Below are 17,714 nucleotides of genomic sequence, written 5' to 3'. Positions count from 1 at the left end.
ATCGATAGAACATTAAAGAATATGAGAGAGAAATTGATTAAAATTAGTCCGAAAGACAATTTGCTTGTTGCTTTGGCGGATATAAAAGCAGGCGAAAGTGTTACTTATCAGAACGAAACATATCTTGTGAAAAATGGCGTTCAGGTAAAGCATAAAATTGCGGAGTGTGATTTTCAGGAAGGCGATGTTGTTGTAATGTATGGCTTACCAGTTGGTAAAGCGACTACATTTATAGCCAAAGGAGAGGTGATTACTACAAAGAATGTTATTCATCATACAGGTGGATTTAGTAGTGAAGCTTCGGAGTACAAATGGACTGCACCTGATGTAAGCGATTTTAAGGATCGCACCTTCAAAGGATACAAACGTAAAGATGGAAAAGTTGGAACTGCAAATTATTGGCTGGTAATTCCTTTGGTATTTTGTCAGAACCGAAATATAAAAGTTCTTCAAGAGGAGTTGGAATCTCAACTGGGCTACAAGCATAAGACTTCTCATAAAATTAACTTGGATGTTTTGAAGGAAGCATCTGCGAAAGGTGCTAGTGCCGAGGAAATTTTGAAAATGGATGTTTTGAACTTAAACAGTGAAAAACAATTTTCTCCATTTTTCCCGAATGTAGATGGAATTCGCTTTTTAACTCACGAAGGTGGATGTGGAGGCACAAGAGAAGACGCAATTGTATTGAGTAAATTGTTAGCTGGCTATATCGCTAATGCTAATGTTGCCGGAGCAACAATTTTGGGTCTGGGTTGTCAAAATGCAGAAGTGAAATACATCAATGGCTTTTTAGAAGAGTTTGGTGTGTTGGGCAAAAAACCAGTTCATATTTTAGAGCAACAACAAAGTACTTCGGAACGTAATTTTATTGCTGAGGCTGTAAAATTAACCTTTGCAGGTTTAATGGAAGCCAACGAATTTAAAAGAGAAGATACTCCACTAAGCGAACTTTTAATTGGTTTGGAATGTGGTGGATCGGATGGATTTTCAGGCATTTCAGCGAATCCTCTTTTGGGTTATGTGAGTGATATGATTGTGACTTTAGGCGGAGGAGCTCTTCTTTCCGAATTTCCTGAGTTGAATGGTGTGGAGCAGAATATTGTTGATCGTTGCATTAAAACTGAAGATGCAGAGAAATTCTCAAATTTGATTAAAACCTACGCTCAAAGAGCTGTTGAAGCGGGTTCTGGTTTTGAAGCCAATCCATCACCAGGGAATATAAAAGACGGATTAATCACTGATGCTATGAAATCGGCTGGAGCTGCTTTAAAAGGCGGAGCTTCGCCAATTGTTGATGTTTTGGATTATACCGAAGTCGTGAGCAAAAAAGGTCTTAGTTTACTTTGTACGCCAGGAAATGATGTAGAATCAACCACTGGTTTGGCGGGTTCAGGAGCAAACGTAATCTTGTTTAGCACAGGTTTAGGAACACCAACGGGTAATCCTGCTGTTCCTGTTGTTAAGGTATCAAGCAATACCGTTTTGGCTGAAAAAATGAGTGATATCATTGATTTTAATGCCGGAACCATTGTTACTGGCGAACATACCATACGGGAAAAAGCAATTGAACTACTTGAGCTAATTATTAAGGTAGCATCAGGAGAAGAAATGGTGAAAGCCGAAAATCTTCGTCAGTTTGACTTTATTCCTTGGAAACGCGGAGTTTCCTTATAATCAAGATATAAATAGAATTTTTAAGAATAATAATTCGGGAAAATGAAATTAAATAGAACAAATAACGATGTTGCCACTGCTGCTTTACCAACTAAAGTATTGCAATTTGGAGAAGGTAATTTTTTAAGAGCTTTTGTTGATTGGATGATTGATACCATGAACAAAAAGCAAAATTTTGAAGGTGGAGTTAAAGTGGTTCAGCCAATCGAAAGAGGTATGGTTGACATGCTGAATGCTCAGGATGGTTTATACACTCTTTATCTTCGTGGTATTCAGAATGGTGAAGCGAAAAGTGAGCATACACTTATTGAAGCTATTCAGGGAGGAATTAATCCTTACACTGAGAATGATTTGTATATGGCTCAGGCCGAAGAACAAAGCTTGCGTTTTGTGTTTTCGAATACTACTGAGGCCGGAATCGCTTTCGATGCGAATGACAAGTTGGAAGACAAACCTCAAAATTCTTATCCTGGAAAGTTAACCGCTTTACTATACCGTCGTTATACTCATTTTAAAGGCGAGGCCGCAAAAGGTTTAATCATTATTCCTTGCGAATTGATTGAAGCCAATGCTGATCGTTTGAAAGAGATCGTATTGCAATATGCTGAACTATGGAAATTAGATACTGGTTTTGTGAAATGGATTCAGGAAGCAAATTATTTCTGTAATACTTTGGTTGACCGTATTGTTCCGGGATATCCTAAAGATAGAATGCCGGAAATCAATGCTGAATTGGGCTACGAAGATAATTTGGTTGTTGAAGGAGAATTCTTCCACTTGTGGGTGATTCAAGCTCCAAAGCAGGTTCAAAAAGAATTTCCTGCACAAGAGGCAGGTTTGAACGTAATTTTTACTGATGACATCACTCCTTATAAAAAGCGTAAGGTGAGAATTTTGAATGGTTTGCATACTATTTTGGTTCCAGTTGCTTATTTATACGGAATTGATGCAGTTAAACAAGCTGTTGAAGATGAGGTTTGTGGCCGATTCTTAAAGAAAGCCTTAGAGGAAGAAATTATTCCATCATTGGATATGGATAAGAAGGAGTTAGAGACTTTCGCAGCCGATGTGTTGGATCGTTTCAGAAATCCTTACATCCACCATTTATTATTGTCAATTTCTTTGAATTCATTCTCGAAATTCGAAACCCGCGTATTGCCAACTTTATTGGCTTATCAGGAAAAAACCGGTGAAATTCCTCAACGATTAGCTTTTGCTTTTGCAGCTATGTTGTATTTCTACAGAGGCAAGCGAAACTTGGAAGAAATTCCGGTTAACGATTCTGCTGATGTTATGGAATTGATGAAATCGGAATGGGCTGCTATGAAGTCAGAATCGGAATTCGGATCTCTTGTGAAAAATGTTTTGGCTTACGACAAAGTATGGAAAAGAGACTTGAACGAAGTGAAAGGTTTGTGTGAAGCAGTAACTGAATCATTGCAATCTATTCACGAAAAAGGAATGAATAAAGCAATTGAATCAATGTTGTAAAATTGATTACTGAATTCTTTAGTAAGAGTTTATTGTTCTTGCTCAAGGAAATTAGAACGAACTAAAGCTTATGAAAGTACAAAAAGTTGATTCTCACCAGCATTTCTGGAATTATTGCCCTGAAAAGCATTCTTGGCTTTCCGATGAAATGGCTGTTCTGAAAAATGATTTTGCTCCTAAAGATTTGTTGAAAAATCTACAGGCTATCGATTTTGATGCTTGTGTTGCCGTTCAGGCAGATCAAACTGAGGGAGAAACCGATTTTTTAATTGAGTTGGCCAATCAGAATCCTTTTATTAAAGGAGTTGTAGGTTGGGTTGATTTCAGAGCAGATAATTTGCGCGAAAGATTGGTGCATTACAGTAAATTTCCCGCGCTAAAAGGTTTCAGACATGTTGTGCAGGATGAGCCGGATGATAACTTCTTACTTGGAGAAAAATTTTGTAATGGCATTGCCATGTTGGAAGAGTTTGGATTTACCTACGACATTTTGATTTTTGCAAAACATCTGGGTGCAAGTGCTGATTTTGTTGCCAAATTTCCAAATCAGAAGTTTGTATTGGATCACATTGCCAAGCCGGAAATTAAAGATCAAAAAATTGAAGCGTGGGCAGAAGGAATTCAAAAATTAGCCTCTTTCCCTAATGTTTCATGCAAATTATCAGGAATCGTTACTGAGGCAGATTGGACAAATTGGACAGAATCGGACATTATTCCTTACCTGAATGTTGTTTTTAATGCATTCGGTGCTGAGAGATTGATGATTGGATCCGATTGGCCGGTTTGTACTTTGGCCGGATCTTACCAAAAAGTAATGAACTTGATTATCGAGCAGATTAAAGACTATACCGCCTCAGAACAGGAAGCTATTTTGGGTGGAAACGCAATCAAATTTTATCAACTAAACAAATAAGAAACAATGATTACAAAACCGTCATATATTAAGGGAGATTATAAAAAAAGCAGCTTCTTTTCGGGACAAAGCCGTTTGGTTTGTGGATGCTCAGGATTAGGTGGTGTATGGAGCCCAGTTGAAGAGAGTGTTGCCGTAGAAGCAATGATGTACGCTTTGGAAAGAGGTGTTCGTGTTTTTGATACTGCTCCTTCTTACAATATGTCTCAAACTTACTTAGGGAAAGCTTTGCGTCAGTGGAAAGGTGAGAAGCCATTCATTAGTACTAAGGTTGGTCGTTTAAAAGCCGAAAAAGCTGATGATTGTATTGTTGATTACACAGCTGAGTCAATGAGAAGAAGTGTTCAGGAAAGTCTTGATATTTTGGGTGTTGATAAAATTGATCTGTTGTTTTTACATGAGCCACATTTGGTTCCTGTTGAAAAAATGGATGAGATTATGGCTTGTCTTCAGTCATTCAAGAAAGAAGGAATTGTTGGAATGTTGGGAATTGGAGGAAATCCAATCGATCGTTTTTACCCACACATGATCAAAGATAATTTTGATGTGTTGTCAGGATTTTTGAAAATGGATGCATGTAATTTATCCGGGTTTGAAAAGGATATTCCTCAAATCCGCAAAGAGAATATTGCTTATTATGCAGCATCTGCCTTGCACATGGGATTGTTAGGAAGACGTTTGGATACGTATAATGAAGACAGACCAAACAATGAATGGATTACAAATATGGATGTTGATATTGCAATGAAAACGAGTGAAATAGCTAAAAAGCATAACATTCCATTGTCTCGATTGGCTTTACGTTACCTATTCTCAATGGAGGAAGCTGATCGTGTAGTTGTTGGTCCACATACTAAAGCTCAATTAGCTGATTTAATCGATGCTTGGGATGAAGGCGTGCTTAGTGAAGATATCTTTAATGAGATAACTGAAAATATTATCACATCAAGAAAAGCTGTAATTGCTTAATCATCCGTAAAGATAACAGAGAGAATTCAACTAATTTAAACTTAAAAATACGACTGTGAACACAAAAGATAAAGTGGTTTCGAGAGCAGTATTAGTCCCGTTTGTTTTAATAACATTCTGTTTTGCACTTTGGGGATTTGCCAATGATATTACCAATCCAATGGTGGAAGCTTTTTCCCGAATTTTTAGCATGGGAGCAAGTGGCGGAACCTGGGTACAAGTAGTTTTTTATGGCGGATATGGAGCAATGGCTTTTCCTGCTGCTTTATTCATCAGAAAATATACCTATAAAGCCGGTATCCTTGTCGGATTAGGTTTGTATGCAACTGGAGGATTGTTATTTCTTCCGGCCAGTGCTCTTGGAATGTATTATCCATTTTTGATCGCTTATTTCGTGATGACTTGTGGTTTGTCATTTTTAGAGACAAGTGCCAACCCATATATTTTGTCAATGGGATCTGATTCTACAGCGACTCGTCGTTTGAATTTAGCACAGGCTTTTAATCCAATGGGATCATTAACAGGAATGTTTATTGCAACTACAGTGATTCAGGCTCGTTTGGATCCGCGTGGTGCAGATGCAAGAACAGCTTTATCGCCTGCAGATTTTGAAGCAGTAAAAATGAGTGATCTTAGTATTTTAAGTACACCATATATTGCTATCAGTTTAGTGATTATTGCTATGTTCGTGATTATCGCATTAGTTAAGATGCCTAAGAATGAAGATGCTGATCACAGTTTAAACCTGTTTGGAACATTAGGAAAACTAATTAAAATCCCTAAATATCGTGAAGGTGTTATTGCTCAGATGTTTTATGTGGGAGCACAAATTATGTGTTGGACTTTTGTAGTGCAGTACGGACAGAGAATTTTCGTAAAAGGAGGTTTAACTCCTCAGGACCTGGAAAGTGGCTGGTTAAGCATTGTAAATTCTTTAGGGTTTCTTTCTGATAATGTAAGAGATATAATTGTTTCAGGAAAAGGAGCTAATGGATTAACCGAAGGAGCTGCTGCACATATTGCCCAGTTGTATAATATTTTGGCAATGTCCTTTTTCCTAGTTGCTCGTTTTGTGTGTACGTTCATGTTAAAGTATATCAAACCAGGCAGATTACTTCAGTACTTGGCAATTGGTGGTATCGTTTTGACTTTAGGAACAATCGTATTGCAAGATATTACAGGATTGTATTGTCTGATTGGTGTTTCAGCATGTATGTCGTTAATGTTCCCAACCATCTATGGTATTGCTTTAGAAGGAATGGGTGACGATGCTAAGTTTGGTGCTGCCGGACTAATCATGTCTATTGTTGGAGGTACTTTTTTACCGAAAATTCAGGCTGCTATTATTGATATGAAAACTGTTTTCAATATGCCTTCAGTTAACTTTTCGTTTATTCTTCCCTTGCTTTGTTTCGTATTAATCGCTTTTTACGGATACAGAACAGTGAAAACTCACATGGCTTAATTTTTATTTATAATGTCGAATACAGATAGCTCTAAAAGATATTGCAAATCACTTTGTTTGAAAAATGACGACAAACTGATTGAAGAATATAAAAAGGTTCATGCAGCGGGTGCTGCATGGCCTGAAATAACACAAGGAATGCTTGATGTTGGAATCATCGATATGGAGATTTACATTGTCAAGAACCAATTGTTTATGATTATGGATACTGTTGCCAATTTTGATCACGATAAAGCGATGACAGAATTAGCAACAAAACCACGCCAGTCGGAATGGGAAACATATGTTTCTCGTTTTCAAAACACATCAGCAGATGCCAGTGCCGACGAAAAATGGCAATTAATGGAACGTATTTACAAATTAGGACTTTAAAAAATATAAAAATGAAGCAAATAGTATGTAATGAACCAGGTCAATTCGAGATGAAAGAAGTATCTCAACCTGAAAGAAAAGAAGGAAATGCTTTATTGAAAATAAAGAGAATTGGGGTTTGTGGAACCGATTTGCACGCCTTTGAGGGAACACAACCATTCTTTTCCTATCCAAGAGTACTTGGTCATGAATTAGCAGGTGATATTGTAGATATCGCTTCAAACGATCAAGGTTTTAAAAAAGGCGAAGCAGTTACTTTTATTCCTTACTTTCCATGTGGCGATTGTGTTGCATGTAGAGCGGGAAAGCCAAACTGTTGTACTACAATTGAAGTAGCCGGAGTTCATATTGATGGTGGAATGGGCGAGTACATGAATGTGCCGGAATATGCCTTAATTCATGGTCAGGGAATGAGTTACGACGAATTGGCTATGGTTGAACCTATGGCAGTTGGTGCTCATTCGGTTCGTATTACCGAAATCAAAAAAGATGAATTTGTTTTGGTTACAGGTGCTGGACCAATTGGATTGGGAGCTATGGCTTTTGCGAAAATTGCTGGAGCTAAAGTAATTGCTTTGGATGTACAGGATAATCGTTTGGAGTTCGCTAAAGAGCATTTTGGTGTTGATTTTACCGTAAATGCTTTAAACAATCCTTTCGAGGCAATTAAAGAAATCACTGGTGGCGATATGGTTACTGCTATTATCGATGCAACGGGTAACAAAAGAGCAATAGAAGGAAATCTTAATTTTCTAGCTCATAGTGGACGTATTACTTTGGTTGGATTACAGTTGGATACCTTTAGCTTCTCTCATCCTGAGTTTCACAAAAGAGAAACTACACTTCGTAGTAGTAGAAATGCTACCCGAGAAGATTTCGATCATGTAGTAGATAGTATGAAATCAGGAAAAGTGAATGTGAATTCTCTAATTACTCACAGAGCTAAGTTCGAGAATATGATTGAAGATTTTAAAACATGGTTAGATCCTAAAACAGGTGTTGTGAAAGCCGTTGTTTCTCTTGATTAATTTCAATCCCAAATTTACTGGTTTATGATTGTGTAATCTTAATTAGTACAATTTGAAATCAAAGAGACTGTCTATTTAGGCAGTCTCTTTTTTTTGTAAATCGCTTGTCGTGGAGTTTTAAAATCTTTTTTCGGGCTTGATAAAGTAAATGAAAAAGCTGTAGCAAAACCTCGAAAGGTAAATTGCTACAGCCATCATTCACACTACATCTAATCTAATCCTAACTATTTTTTTGTACTAATGCTTATTTCATTTGTTATTAACTGATCACTTTCAGCGTTAATTGTAATTTCACCTGCTATTGTTGTCGATTTTACAATTAACAGACATAGTCCATTGAAAGCATTTCTTTTTTTTGCTTGATATGCTTTTGTTGAGGTGGCATCACCATTACCAACAGCAACAATCTCTCCTTTACCCTCAATCGAGAATTTCACTAAATCATTTGCTTTTGGACATAAGTTTCCATCTTTATCTTCCACTCGTACAGTAATAAAAGATAGATCTTTGCCATCTGCACTAATCGTTTTTCTATCAGGAATTAATTTTATTTGATAAGCTTTTCCTGCGGTATGAATTGTTTTTTCAGCTTCAATTTTACCGTTTTTATAAGCTACAACTTTAAGCGTACCAGCTTGGTAAGGAACATCCCACGACAAACGATATTTAGATTGATACATTCCTTTTGGGAAGAAATGAAATTCTGCAGGAATTGGCGTTAAATCGACACCTTTTATTTTCTTTCCGAACGATTTACCATTAACAAATAGTTCAACTTCGTCGCAATTGGTGTAAGAATAAACAGGAATAGTATCGCCTTCTTTACCTTCCCAATTCCAATGTGGCAGAACATGAACCATTGGTTTTGTTGTCCACTGACTTTGATAAAGGTAATATCTGTCTTTTGGGAATCCGCATAAATCAACAGGTGCAAAATAGGAGGAACGAGATGGCCAATCAGTATTCCAATATCCATTTGTAGAATTATCTTTTCCGCCATAAGGTGTAGGTTCGCCTAAATAATCAAAACCTGTCCACATAAATTCTCCTAGCGAACGGGTCACTTTTTCTTGTTGTTCAAACTCAACATCAGGAGCATAGGCCCAAGGAGGTCCAACAGTTCCATCGTAACTGGATACTTGATTGGTTTGGTGCTGTTCATTTGCTTCAATTGGGAAATGGTAAACACCACGACTGCTTGTTTGCGATGAAGTTTCCGATCCATAAACAATCATATTTGGGTTTGCATCTAAAATTTCCTGATAATTTAGTGGCCAGTAGTTCATACCTACGATATCAACATATTTTGCCAATTGGTTGGTAAATGGAGCAGGATAGTAGTTGAAACCCGCTGTTGTTGGTCGCGTTGAATCTTCTTCATGACAAATTTCCGTTAATTCTTTAGCTATTTTCCATCCGTCTTTTCTCGATTGTTCTAATATTTCATTTCCAATACTCCACATAATTACTGAAGGATGATTACGATCTCTTTTAATCATATCCCGAAGATCTTTTTCATGCCATTCATCGAAATATTTATTGTATCCATTTATAACTTTTCCAAGCTTCCATTCATCAAATGCTTCTACAATAACAACAATTCCAAGTTTATCACATATTTGGAGCAATTCAGGAGATGGCGGATTGTGACTGGTTCGCAAAGCATTCACCCCCATACTCTTCATGATTTGCATTTGTCTTTCAGTAGCTCTGTAATTTACCGCTGCACCAAGTGGACCTAAATCGTGATGCATACAAACACCTTGTAGTTTTACTGTTTTCCCATTTAATTGGAATCCGTTTTCAGTCGTGAATTTAATAGTTCGAACACCAAACTCACTTTCGTAACTATCAATTATCTTTCCTTGAATACTAATCTTACTTAATGACTTGTAAAGATTAGGATGTTTTATATCCCATATTTTAGGATTTTCTATATCAATTAGTTGATCTACATATCCAGTAGTGTTTGCCTGTAGAATAATCTCAGAAGTAATCGTAGAAACAATTTCGCCATCTGAATTTACGATGCTTGTTTCTAATTCTGCAGATTGTTGGGTCTTAAATTTGTTGCAAACACTAGTGGTGAAGTTTATTTTCGCATGAGATTTAGAAACATTTTGAGTCGTAATTTTAGTTCCCCATTGAGGGATATGTAATTTATAATTGGTTTTAATTCTCACATTTCTGTAGATCCCTGCACCTGGATACCATCGGGCAGAAAGATCTTTGGGACTTAAGCGAACCGCAATTACATTTTGCTCGCCAAATTTTATGAATGGGGTAATGTCAAATTCAAAACCAATGTAACCATAAGGTCTGTTGCCTGCAAAATGTCCATTAACCCAAACGTGAGCATTATTCATTGCTCCATCAAATTCTACAGAAATAATTTTGTCGGAATTTTCTTTACTAATTTGAAAATGTTTTCGATACCAACCAGTACCATGAACGGGTAAACCTCCTGTTCTGGCATTATTTTCAATACTGAAAGGTCCTTCTATGGCCCAATCATGAGGTAAATCGACTTTTCTCCATTCCGAATCGTTAAATCCAAATTGTTTGGCATCGCTTACATTGCCCTTAAGAAATAACCAGTCGTTGTTAAAATCTTCATCATTCAGGCTCGTCGTAGTTTTACAAGATGTACTTAAAAAAAGAAAAGCAATCAATAGTGAAAAACTAATACTTCTTAAAATGAGTGATTTACATGCTCTGTTGTCCATTTGGGTGTAATTTTATTTTGTTCTCTTTGACGAAAATTCAATGTTTTTTACAATTGTATTCAAGAGGTCGTTGTAACCTATGGTTTTATTTTTTCCATAGTAACTCAGTTTTTGAATATGCTGAATATCTCTTATCACAAAGATAAATGAGCTTAAACAAACTAAGCAGGGACATTTAATAACTGACTGAGGGGTGTATTTCCTTTGCAAAACATTACTTTTAAATTTTAATGATTATAGGATATCCTTAATTTAAATGATAGGCACGTTATTAGTTTAGGTAGGTAAAAACGAATGATTAGTAGTGTATTATGACTTTATTGTATGTTGTTGTTGAAAAACAGGAAGCATATCCCCCCTTAATTTAAGGTATTTTGACTCTAATGATATTCTCTTTTGATGGTAGGTTTGGAAGTCAAAAGTTTTAGCCATAATTCATTTTTTTAAAGTTGAATAATTGGAAGTAGTATTTAAATTGAAAATAGAACAATGAAATTAAAAGCATTTTTTTTTCTGGTAAGCGTATGCTGTATTAATCTATCATTTGTGAATGCACAAAGTGAAAATTATGAATGGTTCAACTATGATCTGCCGATAGAAGTTCGAATTGATGCATTAATTGATGCAATGACTCTAGAAGAAAAAGTGTCCCAATTAACAGATGTTAGCGAGGCAATTCCACGCTTATCAATTCCAAGATATAATTGGTGGAATGAATGTTTGCACGGTGTTGCGCGTAATGGTCGTGCAACTGTATTTCCGCAGGCAATTGGTTTGGCTGCAACCTTTGATCCTGATTTGGCCCAAAGAGTTTCAACAGCTATCTCTGACGAGGCCAGAGCGAAGTACAATATTTCGATTGAAAATGATAATCGAGCAAAATATGCTGGTTTAACCTTTTGGACACCCAATATTAATATTTTTAGAGATGCAAGATGGGGCCGAGGACAAGAGACTTATGGTGAAGATCCATATCTTACTTCGCGTATTGGTGTTGCATTTGTAAAAGGTCTTCAGGGAAATGATCCAAAATATTTAAAAGCAGCAGCATGTGCCAAGCACTATGCGGTACATTCTGGTCCCGAAGCTTTACGTCATGAATTTGATGCCGTTGTTTCAAAAAAAGATCTTTATGAAACTTACTTGCCAGCTTTTGAGGCTTTAGTAAAGGAGGCGAATGTAGAATCTGTAATGGGAGCTTACAATCGGGTTTTGGGAGAACCAGCTTGCGGGAGTAACTTGTTGCTACAGGAAATCCTTCGTGATAAATGGGGATTTAAAGGTCATGTTGTATCGGATTGTGGCGCCATCGAAGATTTTCATTTGCATCACAAAGTTACAGCGAATGCGGTTGAATCGGCCGCTCTTGCCATAAACAGTGGTGTCGATTTAAATTGTGGAAGAGTATATCCGAACTTGGTAAAAGCTGTTGCCTTAGGATTAGTAAAAGAGGAAACAATCGATAAGAGCTTACGCGCTTTGTTGAGTACTAAATTTAAGTTAGGCTTTTTTGATCCGGAAGAGGAAAATCCATACAATAAAATTGGAGAAGAAGTAATTTGCAGTGACGAGCACAACCAGTTAGCACTTGAAGTTGCACAAAAATCGATCGTTCTGCTAACCAATAAGAACAATGCATTGCCTTTGTCTCCTTCAATAAAAAATTTATACGTTACAGGACCACAGGCAAATAATAGTGATGTTTTGTTAGGTAATTACTATGGAATGAGTAATCATTTGGTGAATATTCTGGAAGGAATCACTGCCGCTGTGAGCTCGGGAACAACAATTAATTATAAAATGGGTTGTTTGCCTTACCGCAAAAATGTGAATCCAATTGATTGGACAACCGGAGAAGCGAAAAGTGCTGATGCAATAATTGCAGTATTGGGAATTTCAAGTGCCATGGAAGGTGAAGAAGGAGATGCCATCGCCTCAGAAACAATGGGTGATCGTTTGCAACCATTTTTACCTGCAAATCAACTTGAGTTTTTGCGTAAATTGAAAAAGAACAATAAGAAACCTGTTATTGTTGTGATGACAGGAGGAAGTCCTATGATTATGCCAGAAGTTGCCGAATTAGCTGATGCTATTGTTTGGGCTTGGTATCCAGGACAGGATGGAGGAACTGCAGTTGCTAATGTCGTTTTTGGTAAAATATCGCCATCAGGAAAATTGCCACTTACTTTTCCTGCCAGTATGGAGCAGTTACCACCCTTCGACGATTACAGTATGGAAGGACGGACATATAAATTTATGAAAGAGGATCCTCTTTTCCCATTTGGCTTTGGTTTAAGCTATACCAAGTTTGAGTACAGTAATATAGAATTAAGTGCTAAAAAATTGAAGAGAAATGATTCTTTAAAGGTTAAGGTTAAACTTTCAAATGTTGGTAGTTTTGATGCCGATGAGGTCGTTCAGTTGTATCTTTCTCAGCCAGGAGCAGGTGTTAGTGCTCCTTTTAAAAAGTTGATTGGTTTTCAAAGAATATCCTTGCTAAAAGGGGAAGCTAAGCAAATTGAATTTGTAATTGATGCAAACAAAATGGCTCAGATTACAGAGGAAGGAACTGAGACTATTAAAAAAGGGATTTATAAAATTTATATTGGAGGTTCTTCTCCAATTAAAAATAAGCAGGCTTTGGGTTCAATAAATTTGGTTGAAGAAACTTTTGAACTCAGATAAATTAAGGATAATTATTATTCAAATATTAAACTTTTCCCTGTATTTTATGCAGGGAAAGTTTTTTTTTATACATTATGGAGTTATAAAGAAATTTCAGCGAAATTTAGTCCTGTTTTTTCTAATTTAAAATCTGTTACTAATTAAGTTGGTATGCGTTTATTCCTCTCTTCTCTACTGTTATTTGTGTGTTTTACTTCTTATTCTCAAACGGATTTTGAACGATTAAGCACGCTTGATGGTCTTTCCCAAAATGACATCAATTTCATTTTTCAGGATTCTAAAGGATTTATGTGGTTTGGAACCGTTGATGGTTTGAATCGATATGATGGACTGAACTTTATTACTTATCAGAGAACAACACCAATGGAACATCCTATTGGCAGCAATTTGCCTTTTTGTATGGTCGAAGACCCTAATGGTAATTTTTGGATAGGAACATCAGATAATGGCGTTTGGTTTTTCGATAGAAAAAAAGAAGAGTTTCATGAAGTTCCTCAGGCGAGAAATGGCAAGCGTATTTTATTGGATCGGAAGGCGGGCAAAATGCTTATTGACTCAGACGGGATGCTATGGATATCGTCGATAAGTGGAGTGAGTATTATTGATACTAAAAAATACAATGCTTCAGATGATAAAAATGTAACTTTTGAAGCAAGTTCGGATAGAGCAAATGAATTTTATGCATTGAGTTCTGTCAATTTGTTATTTCAAGATTCAAAAGGGCAAATTTGGCTGGGAAGTAATAGGGGATTGTATATGGTAACCCTAACCAGTGATTTGAAATTAAGAATGGCAAGAATTTCTAAATTGTCGGGAAGAACTGCTCATTCAATTATTGAAACTGAAAGAGGGTTTATTGTCTCTTGTAATGATGGTGTATATTATATTGCTGAATTAGAGGGGGAATTCACACCTAAAAAAATTTCAAATTACTATTTTCCATCAAGTATTAAAACGAGTAAAGGTTTTGTGTTTGGAGCAAATAATAAAGGCTTGTATCAATTTACTTGGAACGAAGATGAGGAGAGCTTAGAGTTTTTAAAACATTTTCAATATGAATTTTATCATTCCAAAAGCTTAAGTGCTAATATTGTAACCGATTTGTATGAAGATAATTCAGGACTTTTGTGGGTTGGTACTAATGGAGGAGGTCTTAACTGCCTTGACTTAAATGAAAAGAAATTCCATCATATTAGTCGGACAAATGCCAAAGGAAGTCTGTCGTATAATAAAATCCGAGCGATTTATGAAGACACGAAAACTAATCTTTGGATAGGAACTGAAGGGGGAGGAATTTCTTGTTTGCCGGCAAATAAGAAAGGTGAATATGAAACAGGCTTTATTAACAAGGCTATAACAGAGGTTGTAAATGGTCAAAACTATGTATACTCTATTGCAGGTTTGCCTGAAGAAACTGAGAGGGTGATATTTGGAGCGGGATATCCCGTAAGGTTAGGTTTGGCGAAAATGAATGGGAGTGGTGACATTGAAATTGAACCCTTATCTCATTTGGTTCAGAATTCGGTATTTACAATATTAGTTGATAACGATGGATATATCTGGCTTGGTACCTATGGTTCTGGATTGTATAAAACAAAGTACGATGGAGTAAAAAATGAGCTTGTTGTGCTGAATCATTATACAGCGAATGGCGAAGGTTCCATATGTTCAGATATTGTAAGGAGTTTACTTGAGGATGGTGATGGAAATATTTTGGTAGGTACCGATATGGGCTTAAATATTTTACAAAAAAGAAAAAAGGAAAATTCAACCCCTTTCTTTTTAACTGTGGTAAATGATCCGAAAAATGATAAGTCGTTAACACATAATTATGTGTTGGCCATGCATCTTGATCGTAAGAATAGAGTTTGGGTTGGTACTATGGGAGGAGGACTTTGTTTGCTGAAACATGAAAAAGGTGGAAAAATTAAGTTTAAATCCTATACCTCGGAGCATGGCTTGCCAAATGATGTTATTAAAGGAATTGAAGAGGATCGGGAAGGAAATTTGTGGATTTCAACAAACAGAGGATTAACAAGATTTAATATTGATACTGAAGAGATCCGAAATTATACCATTTCGGATGGATTGCAGGATTATGAATTTAGTGAGCTTGCCTCTTATACAAGAGCTAATGGTGAAATGGTATTTGGTGGTGTAAATGGTATTAATGTGTTTACTCCAAAAGAAATAGAAGATAATCCATATGCATCTCATGTTGAGTTTACGGAGCTGTTTATATTAAATGAACAAATCTTAACGGGAAAAACGTATCATGGGAGAGTTCTTCTTGAAAACGAAATGCCATCTACAGATTCTGTTTCTATTAAATATTGTGAAAATAGTTTTTCAGTTGGTTTTACCGCGCTCCATTACGTGGCACCTGAGAAAATTAAGTATAAGTATAGGTTGGAGGGTTTTGATAGTGGTTGGAATACCGTGAATAGTGTTGAACCAAGAGCTAAATACACAAATATCCCTCCGGGTGAATATACCCTTAAAGTTTTGGCTACAAATAACGATGGAGTATGGACAACAATTCCTTCTATACTGACCATAGAGGTCGTTCCTCCATTTTGGTTAACTGGCTATTCTTTCTTTTTATATTTTCTGATTTTTGCGATACTATTAGTCTTTTTTCGCAGGTATTCGGTAATTGATGTTACCAAGAAAAATAAACTAATGATGGACCATTTTGAACAGGAAAAAATGGAAGAACTGGTTCAAATGAAATTGCAGTTTTTTACCAATATATCACACGAGTTTAGAACACCATTGACCTTAATTCAAAGCCCATTGGAAAAATTGATCTCTAAAGGCGATCGGGTTGATGAAGAATATCGTCAACGAAACTATTCTTTAATGATCAAGAATGTTGGGATGCTTAATCGTCTGATTAATCAGTTAATGGAATTTAGAAAACTGGAAAAAGGGAAAATGCCATTGGCTGTGTCACGAGGTAATGTGATGGATTTGGTGAAAGAGGTTTTTGAAGCCTTTAATGAGATAGCCCAATCGAAAGGAATTCGCTACGAATTGATAAATGCATACCCTACGGTTGAATTATGGTTTGATTATGACAAAATAGAGAAGGTGCTCTTTAACTTACTCTCTAATGCATTTAAATTTACTCCTCAAGGTGGGGAGGTTTCAATTATTGTTTCTGAAGAGGAGATTGATGGAAAAGAGTGGGTTCGATTCGATATTAAAGACAATGGTCCGGGAATTGACAAAGATAAATTGCCTTTTCTCTTTGATCGATTTTATCAAACAAGCAGTCATAAATTATCCAAAGTTTCGGGGACAGGAATTGGTCTGGCATTCGCTAAAAATCTAATAAATTTGCATCATGGTAAAATATTGGTTTCCAGCAATCCCAATATTGCTACTGTTTTCTCAGTTTATTTAAGCAAGGGAAAGCTTCATTTTACGAATGATGACTTTGCTGATCAACCTCGGGAACAATCAATAGAAAAGCAAATCATCATAAAAGACTACCAAATTGAAAGAAGAGAACTAACATCAACCGATAATATAGTATTTGATGAAGAGAAATCGACTGTTCTAATTGTAGAAGATAATTATGATGTTCAAACATTAATAAAAAATAATTTAGAAGAGGAGTTTAACTGCATTCAGGGCTATAACGGTAAAGAGGGATTAGATCTTTGTAAAAAATTTAATCCTGATATTGTAATTAGTGATGTGATGATGCCTGAAATGGATGGTTTTGAAATGTGTAATTTAATTAAGAAGGATCAGGAAATTTGTCATATTCCAATTGTTATTCTAACTGCAAAATCTGCTGATGAAGACAAGTTAACCGGACTTACTGAAGGGGCTGTAGCCTATATTTCTAAACCTTTTAATATAGATGTCTTAATAGCACAAATAAAATCGATTCTTGAGGCTCGAAGAATGGTAAAGCAAGTTTTTAATCAGAAGATTGAGGTAGAACCAAAAGAAATAACATTTACTTCCATTGATGAAAAATTGGTTGAACGATTACTTAAGGTTGTAGAAGAAAATATTAGTAATCCCGAGTTTACAGTGGTTCAATTAGGACGGGAAGTCGGCATCAGTCAATCAATTTTGAATAAGAAATTAAAGGCTTTACTAGGACAGACTGCCAATGTCTTTATTAGGACTATTCGATTAAAGAGAGCTGCTCAATTATTGAAATTAGATCGCTTATCGGTTACCGATGTGGTGTACGAGGTTGGTTTTAATGATATGAAATATTTTAGAGAATGCTTTAGAAAACAATTTGATACAACTCCATCTGAATTTATTAGGCAGCATCGTGAGGATGATGATGCTACATCTTAGCAATAAAATTAAACGAATGTTTTTAGAATAAAAGAGAATCAATATATGATTCTCTTTTTTGC

At 36.1% G+C, this 17,714-nt stretch carries 10 protein-coding genes; 9 read left to right on the top strand and 1 reads right to left on the bottom strand.

Features of this window, described 5'->3' with window-relative positions; translation table 11 throughout:
* Positions 1–21: 21 nt before the first annotated feature.
* The 7 genes from ALGA_RS00495 to ALGA_RS00465 all read left to right on the top strand — a co-directional run bounded on the left by ALGA_RS00495 (position 22) and on the right by ALGA_RS00465 (position 7,912).
* On the top strand, positions 22–1,674 hold the full coding sequence (locus tag ALGA_RS00495) for a UxaA family hydrolase (protein ID WP_096427431.1): 1,653 nt from the start codon (positions 22–24) through the stop codon (positions 1,672–1,674).
* Positions 1,675–1,716: 42 nt separating this feature from the next.
* Complete coding sequence (locus tag ALGA_RS00490) at positions 1,717–3,165, top strand: tagaturonate reductase (protein WP_096427430.1); 1,449 nt, start codon at positions 1,717–1,719, stop codon at positions 3,163–3,165.
* Between the two features lie 70 nt (positions 3,166–3,235).
* Positions 3,236–4,078 carry an amidohydrolase family protein gene (locus ALGA_RS00485; RefSeq protein WP_096427429.1) on the top strand — a complete coding sequence of 281 codons (843 nt, stop codon included), beginning with the start codon at positions 3,236–3,238 and terminating at the stop codon, positions 4,076–4,078.
* A gap of 6 nt (positions 4,079–4,084) precedes the next feature.
* Positions 4,085–5,047 (top strand): aldo/keto reductase, encoded by a 963-nt coding sequence (locus ALGA_RS00480; protein ID WP_197705658.1) that lies wholly within the window; start codon positions 4,085–4,087, stop codon positions 5,045–5,047.
* Between the two features lie 55 nt (positions 5,048–5,102).
* Complete coding sequence (gene fucP / locus ALGA_RS00475) at positions 5,103–6,512, top strand: L-fucose:H+ symporter permease (RefSeq protein WP_096427428.1); 1,410 nt, start codon at positions 5,103–5,105, stop codon at positions 6,510–6,512.
* 12 nt (positions 6,513–6,524) lie between these two features.
* Positions 6,525–6,884, top strand: a complete 360-nt coding sequence (locus ALGA_RS00470; RefSeq protein ID WP_096427427.1) for an L-rhamnose mutarotase — start codon at positions 6,525–6,527, stop codon at positions 6,882–6,884.
* Positions 6,885–6,895: 11 nt separating this feature from the next.
* Entirely contained in the window at positions 6,896–7,912 is a 1,017-nt protein-coding gene (locus ALGA_RS00465; protein ID WP_096427426.1) for a zinc-binding alcohol dehydrogenase family protein, read from the top strand.
* 224 nt (positions 7,913–8,136) lie between these two features.
* Here ALGA_RS00465 and galB read toward each other — a convergent pair whose 3' ends face one another.
* Positions 8,137–10,638: a beta-galactosidase GalB gene (gene galB / locus ALGA_RS00460; RefSeq protein ID WP_096427425.1), complete on the bottom strand. Its 2,502-nt coding sequence runs from the start codon at positions 10,636–10,638 to the stop codon at positions 8,137–8,139.
* Between the two features lie 489 nt (positions 10,639–11,127).
* On the opposite strand from galB, the gene ALGA_RS00455 reads away from it, so the two are divergent.
* Together ALGA_RS00455 and ALGA_RS00450 are read left to right on the top strand one after the other, a co-directional pair.
* Positions 11,128–13,323, top strand: a complete 2,196-nt coding sequence (locus tag ALGA_RS00455; RefSeq protein WP_096427424.1) for a glycoside hydrolase family 3 C-terminal domain-containing protein — start codon at positions 11,128–11,130, stop codon at positions 13,321–13,323.
* 150 nt (positions 13,324–13,473) lie between these two features.
* Positions 13,474–17,652 carry a hybrid sensor histidine kinase/response regulator transcription factor gene (locus ALGA_RS00450; RefSeq protein WP_096427423.1) on the top strand — a complete coding sequence of 1,393 codons (4,179 nt, stop codon included), beginning with the start codon at positions 13,474–13,476 and terminating at the stop codon, positions 17,650–17,652.
* The last annotated feature ends 62 nt before the right edge of the window (positions 17,653–17,714 follow it).

It is taken from the genome of Labilibaculum antarcticum (assembly GCF_002356295.1).
GTDB lineage: Bacteria > Bacteroidota > Bacteroidia > Bacteroidales > Marinifilaceae > Labilibaculum > Labilibaculum antarcticum.
The sequence above is the reverse complement of the archived record's forward strand: the minus strand, read 5'-3'. Positions and strand labels throughout refer to the sequence as shown.

Bases quoted from the DNA above. Each gene is read 5' to 3' on its own strand.
- ALGA_RS00495 (WP_096427431.1), top strand. From the start codon at position 22: ATGAGAGAGAAATTGATTAAAATTAGTCCGAAAGACAATTTGCTTGTT.
- ALGA_RS00490 (WP_096427430.1), top strand. From the start codon at position 1,717: ATGAAATTAAATAGAACAAATAACGATGTTGCCACTGCTGCTTTACCA.
- ALGA_RS00485 (WP_096427429.1), top strand. From the start codon at position 3,236: ATGAAAGTACAAAAAGTTGATTCTCACCAGCATTTCTGGAATTATTGC.
- ALGA_RS00480 (WP_197705658.1), top strand. From the start codon at position 4,085: ATGATTACAAAACCGTCATATATTAAGGGAGATTATAAAAAAAGCAGC.
- ALGA_RS00470 (WP_096427427.1), top strand. From the start codon at position 6,525: ATGTCGAATACAGATAGCTCTAAAAGATATTGCAAATCACTTTGTTTG.
- ALGA_RS00465 (WP_096427426.1), top strand. From the start codon at position 6,896: ATGAAGCAAATAGTATGTAATGAACCAGGTCAATTCGAGATGAAAGAA.
- galB (WP_096427425.1), bottom strand. From the start codon at position 10,638: ATGGACAACAGAGCATGTAAATCACTCATTTTAAGAAGTATTAGTTTT.
- ALGA_RS00455 (WP_096427424.1), top strand. From the start codon at position 11,128: ATGAAATTAAAAGCATTTTTTTTTCTGGTAAGCGTATGCTGTATTAAT.
- ALGA_RS00450 (WP_096427423.1), top strand. From the start codon at position 13,474: ATGCGTTTATTCCTCTCTTCTCTACTGTTATTTGTGTGTTTTACTTCT.